The organism is Kytococcus sp. HMSC28H12 (genome assembly GCF_001816045.1).
In the GTDB taxonomy this organism is placed as follows: domain Bacteria; phylum Actinomycetota; class Actinomycetes; order Actinomycetales; family Dermatophilaceae; genus Kytococcus; species Kytococcus schroeteri.
Genome location: NZ_KV824514.1, coordinates 1 through 5,177 on the forward strand (window position 1 = coordinate 1; position 5,177 = coordinate 5,177).

Below are 5,177 nucleotides of genomic sequence, written 5' to 3' on the forward strand. Positions count from 1 at the left end.
AAGGGCCGACCCCCTCGGGGGTCGGCCCTTCATCGTGCTCCGGGACGGTCAGCGCGTCAGTTGCGCAGCCACTTCTCGTCGGTGCCCTTGCGGGTGGGGGCGTCGCCCTCGCCGTAGGGGTCCACGTTGTTGTCCGACGGGCGGGCGTCCACCGGGTTGAGGCGCTCACCCACGGTCGGGATGGACTGGGTGGGGGCGTTGTCGCCGGCGATGTCGTCCGCCTTCTGGGCGTAGCCGGTGGCGATGGGGCCGGTCGTCGCCGGGTCCTCGAAGCGGCGCTGCGAGCCGGTGGTCGGCTCGGTGGCGGGCTTGTCCGAGGTGGCAGGCGTGGTGGTGCCGGTGCCGGCGGGGGCCACGGACTGGGCCGGGCGACCGGTGGCCAGGGCGGACACCGGGCCGGTGCCCTGCGCCTCACGAGCGGCCTCGGAGGGGCTCAGGTGCACCTTCTCGCCCACGGCCGGGGTGGTGTGGGCGGTGGTGCTGGGACGCATGCCGGCGCCGGGGCTGGCGGCGGCCGAGACGCTGCGGCGCTCGGTGCCGGCCCACGGGTCCTCGGTGGTGGCCACGCGCTGCCACGGGTCACCCTGACGACGCTTCTGGTCGGTGTACCAGAAGTAGGCGGCACCACCCAGGAGGGCAAGACCCAGCACCATGAGCACGCCGCCCTTGCGCTGACGCTTCTGCACGGTCTCCCCGGCGAAGGTGGAGAGCGCACCGCCGGAGTCGGCGGCCTCGTCCTTGGCCTCCACGGTGCCGTCCACCATGCCCTGCAGCTTGGGCAGCAGCTCGTCGACGATCCAGTCGCGGGCGTGGTCGACCTTCTCCGGGGCGGCGTCCAGGCCGTCGGAGAGGGTGCTGGCCGACGCGTCCACGCCGTCGCTGATGCCGTGGGCGGTCTTGGAGCGGGCCGCGGCGAAGGCGGCGGCCACGGTGGGCACGAGCCCGGCGAGGGCGGACCCGGCGCTCTTCGCCGAGGCGGTCGCACCCTCCGCGGTGCGGGCGCCGATCTCGCGGGCGCGCTCACCGGCGTCCTGCGATGCGTCGGCGGCGGCGCTGAAGCGCTGGCGCGCGTTCTCGGCCAGCCGCTCGCTGGCGGTCTTCTTGCGGAACGGGTTGTCGATCACGAATCCTCCTCGGTCGTGGGCTCTGCCCCCATCCTGCACCGAAGGGCGCAGTGACCACCACCTCGGGGGCCGTCGGAGGAGCTCGGGGTGACGCGCCCACCGCCCCGCACCACGGTCCGAGGCCGTTCTGTGACAATGGCGCCATGAACATCACGCTGCACACCACGCTCGGCGACATCCCGGTCGAGCTGTTCGAGAACCAGGCGCCCAAGACGGTCGAGAACTTCGTCGGCCTCGCCAAGGGCACCAAGGAGTACAAGGACGACGCGGGCCGCTCCAACCCGACGCCCTTCTACGACGGCCTCGGCTTCCACCGCATCATCGACGGCTTCATGATCCAGGGCGGCTGCCCGCTGGGCACCGGCACCGGCGGCCCGGGCTACATGTTCGACGACGAGATCTCCCCGGACCTGGCCTACGACCGCCCCTACCTGCTGGCCATGGCCAACGCCGGCATCCGCATGGGCAAGGGCACCAACGGCTCCCAGTTCTTCATCACCGTGACCCCCACCCCGCACCTGCAGGGCAAGCACACGATCTTCGGCGAGGTGAAGGACCCCGAGGGCCAGAAGGTCGTCGACGCCATCGCCAAGGTGCCCACCGGTCGCATGGACGCGCCGCTGGAGAAGGTCGAGATCACCAGCGTCACCGTCAACGACTGACGCACCACCGCACGTGAGCACCCCCCTGCCGGGTGACCCGGAGCACCGCCCCTCCACGCCGGGGGGCGGTGCTCCCGTCTGTCCGCGGCACCCCGACCGGCCCAGCTACATCCGCTGCCAGCGGTGCGAGCGGCCCGCGTGCCCCGCCTGCCAGCAGCCGGCGGCCGTGGGGGTGCAGTGCGTGGACTGCGTGCGCGCGGCACGCCGGGCGATGCCGGCGCGGCGCACCAGCCTGGGTGGCCGGGAGCTCGGGTGGGGCGACATGCCCGTGACGTACGGCCTCATCGGGCTGTGCGTGGCCCTGTGGCTGGTGCAGCTGGCGCTGCCCCAGCTCACCCAGTGGGGTGCCTTCGTGCCCGGTCTGGCCGACGCCGAGCCGTGGCGCTTCGTCAGCTCGGCCTTCCTGCACGACCCGTCCGGTCCCACCCACCTGCTGTTCAACATGGTGGCGCTGTGGTCGGTGGGGGGCTACCTGGAGCGGCTGCTCGGGCCGGCGCGCTACCTGGCGCTGTACCTGGTGAGCGGTCTCGGGGGCTCGGTGGGCTCGCTGCTGCTGGCCACGCCCCCGGACGTCGCCGCGCGCTCCTGGGGGGACTGGTACTCCGGCAGCGTGGGGGCCTCCGGCGCGGTGTTCGGGCTCTTCCTGGCGCTGTTGGTCGTGGACCACGCGCGGGGCCGGTCCACCACCCCGATGCTCGTGCTCATCGGCATCAACGCGGTGATCGGCTTCGTCTACCCCAACATCGAGTGGGAGGCGCACCTGGGTGGTGCGCTCACCGGCGCCGTCCTCGCGTGGGGCATGGCGCGGGCGGCCCGCACCCGCACGCCCGCCCTCGCGTGGTGGGTGGTGGCCGGGACCGTGGTGGTGCTGGTGGCCCTGGCGCTGGCCCGGTACGCGATGGTGGGCGACCCGCTGGCGGGTCTGGTCCCCTGAGCCGCGTGGGGAGGTGCCGTGGCTCCCTCCCCACCCTGTGGATCACAACGGTGTGGTTTTCCCCAGCCTGTGGACGGCCTGTGGGAAATCACATCGGTGTGATTCCCGTCGTCCACAGGCTGTGGACGGTCACTGCCAGCGTGTGGCGAGCAGGAAACCGCCCATGAGCAGCGCCATGCCGGCGGCCACGTTGTAGTAGCCCCAGGCCTCCACCGGGTAACGGCCCTGGGTCACGTAGTAGACGACCACCCACAGCACGCCCAGCACCATCAGGCCCACCATGGTGGGCACCAGCCAGCCGGGGTTGACGCCCGGGGCGGAGCTCGCGATCTCCTCTCGGTGTGGGTCCTGGGTGTCGTCGGCGTCTCGCAGTTCGGGGGGAAGCTCGGTCATGGGCCGCTCCTGTCGACGGGTCTCGGTGGGCGCCATCCTGTCCTACTGCCCGTGGGAGACTGCCACGGACTCGCCCACAGGCCACAGGGAGGACGCATGCGCAGGCTGTGGGGGACGGCCGTCCCCGTGGTCACCCTGGCTGCCGGACTGCTCTTCGGGATCTCCGCCTCGGTGGCCGACGGCGACGACATCCGCCCCGAGAACCGCGATCGGGCCGAGGCCCTGCGGGCCCTGACGGCCAACGTCCGGGACAAGGAGCAGGAGGTGGCCGGGCTGCGCACCCAGGTGGACGCCGCCGTGGCCGACCGTGCCGGCACGGACGACCAGGACGACCCGGTGGCGAGGGCCGCCGGCCTCACCCCGGTCTCGGGGCCCGGCGTGGAGGTGGTGCTCGACGACTCCCCCCTGCGTGGCGACGCGGTGCCCGACGGCTACGGACCCAACGACCTGGTCATCCACCAGCAGCAGATCCAGGCCGTGGTGAACGCGATGTGGGCCGGTGGCGCGGAGGCCGTGGTGCTCATGGACCAGCGCCTGGTGTCCACCTCGGCGGTGCGGTGCGTGGGCAACACGCTCATCCTGCAGGGTCGCGTGTACTCGCCGCCGTTCGTGGTGCGCGCCGTGGGGCCGGCCGACGCCATCCAGGCCGAGCTCGACGCCGCGTGGGAGGTGCAGCTCATGCGCGAGTACACCTCGGCGGTCGACCTCGGCTACCGCGAGAGCCGGGTGGACCGGGTGGACGCCCCCGCCTTCACCGGCGAGCTGCAGGTCTCCGCCCGCCCGCTGGCCCCGAAGGGCTAGACGCCGGGGCGGGATCCCGTTCAGGGGGTGGTGCTGGACACCGTGGCGCTGGACGTCGGGGAGCTCTCGGTGGAGGACTCCGTCGGCTCCGTGGCGCTGGTCTCGCTCGCACTCGACTCCGAGGGAACGGGGTCGGTGGCCGAGGAGTCCGTCGGGCTGGGCTCGGTCGGGCTGGGCTCGGTGGGGCTGGGCTCGGTGGGGGACGGGTCCGGGGACCGGCTCTCGTCCGAGGTGGTGGCGGTGGGGTCGGTCGGCGAGGGCTCCGTCGCGCTGGTCTCGCTGGGGCTCGGCTCCGTGGGGTCGCTCTCCGTGGGCGTGGGGTCGCTCTCGGACGGGGACGGCTCGGTCTCCGTGGGCGAGGGGTCCGTCGTCGGCGAGGGGTCGGTCTCGGTGGGCGACGGCTCGTCCGTCGTGGTGGGGTCCGGGTCGTCCGTGGTCGTGGTGGGCTCCTCGGTGGTGGGCACCGGACCGCCCGGCACCCCGGGGTCGCTCGTGACGGGCTCGTCCTGCGTGGTGGTCCCCGGGTCCTGCGGCGTGGTCTCCTCGTCCGTGGGGCCCTCGGACGTCTGGCCGTCGGTCGTGGTCGGGTCGGTGGCGGAGGGCTCGGTGGTGGAGGGCTCCGTGCCCTCGTCGCCGGCGGTGGAGGACGACTCCCGGTCGTCGCCCGAGCCCCCGTCGGTCTCGGTGGGCGAACCCTCCTGCCCGTCGGAGGACGACGGGTCCACGCCCGGGCCGGTGGGCGCCGGGCTGTTCTCCGTGGAGGCCACCACCAGGGTGACCATGGAGCCGCGGGCCACGGACGTCTGGGGGTCCGGGGTCTGCTCGAGGACGGTCCCCAGCGGGGCCGCGTCGATGCGCCCCTCGATGCGGGCCTCGAGGCCGGCGTCGTCGAGGATCTCCTCGGCCTCCTGCTGGGACTTGCCGCGCACGTCCGGCACGGCGACCGCGCCCCGTTCGTTCGACCAGTGGTTCACGCCGGCGGCCACGCCGACGCCCACGCCCAGCAGGGCCAGGCCCGCCAGCGGCCAGGCCCACCACGGGGTGCCGGTGCGTCGCGCGCGGCGGCTGAACCGTCCCATCATCGGCCCGCCGTCCTCGTCCTCGTCGTCGAGGACCGGGGCGTCGGAGCCCTCCCCCAGGCGGGTGGTGCCGGACACGGTGGTGCCGGTGTCCGTCGTCAGCGGCGCGCCGGCCTCCAGCGAGCGGCCCCCGTCGTCCGTGGCGGCGTGGTCGGTGGCGTCCAGCGCGGTGGCCGCGCTGGCC

General features: G+C 73.8%; 6 protein-coding genes. 3 read left to right on the forward strand and 3 right to left on the reverse strand.

Annotation, left to right across the window (positions count from 1 at the left end):
* Positions 1-56 precede the first annotated feature (56 nt).
* Complete coding sequence (locus HMPREF3099_RS07430; RefSeq protein ID WP_070705399.1) at positions 57-1,124, reverse strand: hypothetical protein; 1,068 nt, start codon at positions 1,122-1,124, stop codon at positions 57-59.
* Positions 1,125-1,267: 143 nt separating this feature from the next.
* Between HMPREF3099_RS07430 and HMPREF3099_RS07435 the strand changes: the two genes are divergently transcribed.
* The gene (locus tag HMPREF3099_RS07435) at positions 1,268-1,786 is read left to right on the forward strand and encodes a peptidylprolyl isomerase (RefSeq protein ID WP_070705400.1); all 519 of its coding nucleotides are present in this window, start codon (positions 1,268-1,270) and stop codon (positions 1,784-1,786) included.
* A 166-nt stretch (positions 1,787-1,952) separates the two neighbouring features.
* Positions 1,953-2,720 (forward strand): rhomboid family intramembrane serine protease, encoded by a 768-nt coding sequence (locus tag HMPREF3099_RS07440; protein ID WP_237769794.1) that lies wholly within the window; start codon positions 1,953-1,955, stop codon positions 2,718-2,720.
* Positions 2,721-2,849: 129 nt separating this feature from the next.
* On the opposite strand, the gene HMPREF3099_RS07445 is transcribed toward HMPREF3099_RS07440, so the two are convergent.
* Complete coding sequence (locus HMPREF3099_RS07445) at positions 2,850-3,113, reverse strand: cell division protein CrgA (RefSeq protein ID WP_070705401.1); 264 nt, start codon at positions 3,111-3,113, stop codon at positions 2,850-2,852.
* A 96-nt stretch (positions 3,114-3,209) separates the two neighbouring features.
* Here HMPREF3099_RS07445 and HMPREF3099_RS07450 point away from each other — a divergent pair, with 96 nt between their 5' ends.
* Complete coding sequence (locus HMPREF3099_RS07450) at positions 3,210-3,914, forward strand: DUF881 domain-containing protein (protein ID WP_070705402.1); 705 nt, start codon at positions 3,210-3,212, stop codon at positions 3,912-3,914.
* A 20-nt stretch (positions 3,915-3,934) separates the two neighbouring features.
* On the opposite strand, the gene HMPREF3099_RS07455 is transcribed toward HMPREF3099_RS07450, so the two are convergent.
* Positions 3,935-5,177 (reverse strand): PASTA domain-containing protein (locus tag HMPREF3099_RS07455; protein ID WP_141762048.1); only part of this gene is annotated, 1,243 nt, incomplete at its 5' end.

What these genes read in the sequence shown, in the direction of transcription:
- HMPREF3099_RS07435 (WP_070705400.1), top strand. Translation starts at nt 1,268, where the DNA reads ATGAACATCACGCTGCACACCACGCTCGGCGACATCCCGGTCGAGCTG.
- HMPREF3099_RS07450 (WP_070705402.1), top strand. Translation starts at nt 3,210, where the DNA reads ATGCGCAGGCTGTGGGGGACGGCCGTCCCCGTGGTCACCCTGGCTGCC.
- HMPREF3099_RS07445 (WP_070705401.1), bottom strand. Translation starts at nt 3,113, where the DNA reads ATGACCGAGCTTCCCCCCGAACTGCGAGACGCCGACGACACCCAGGAC.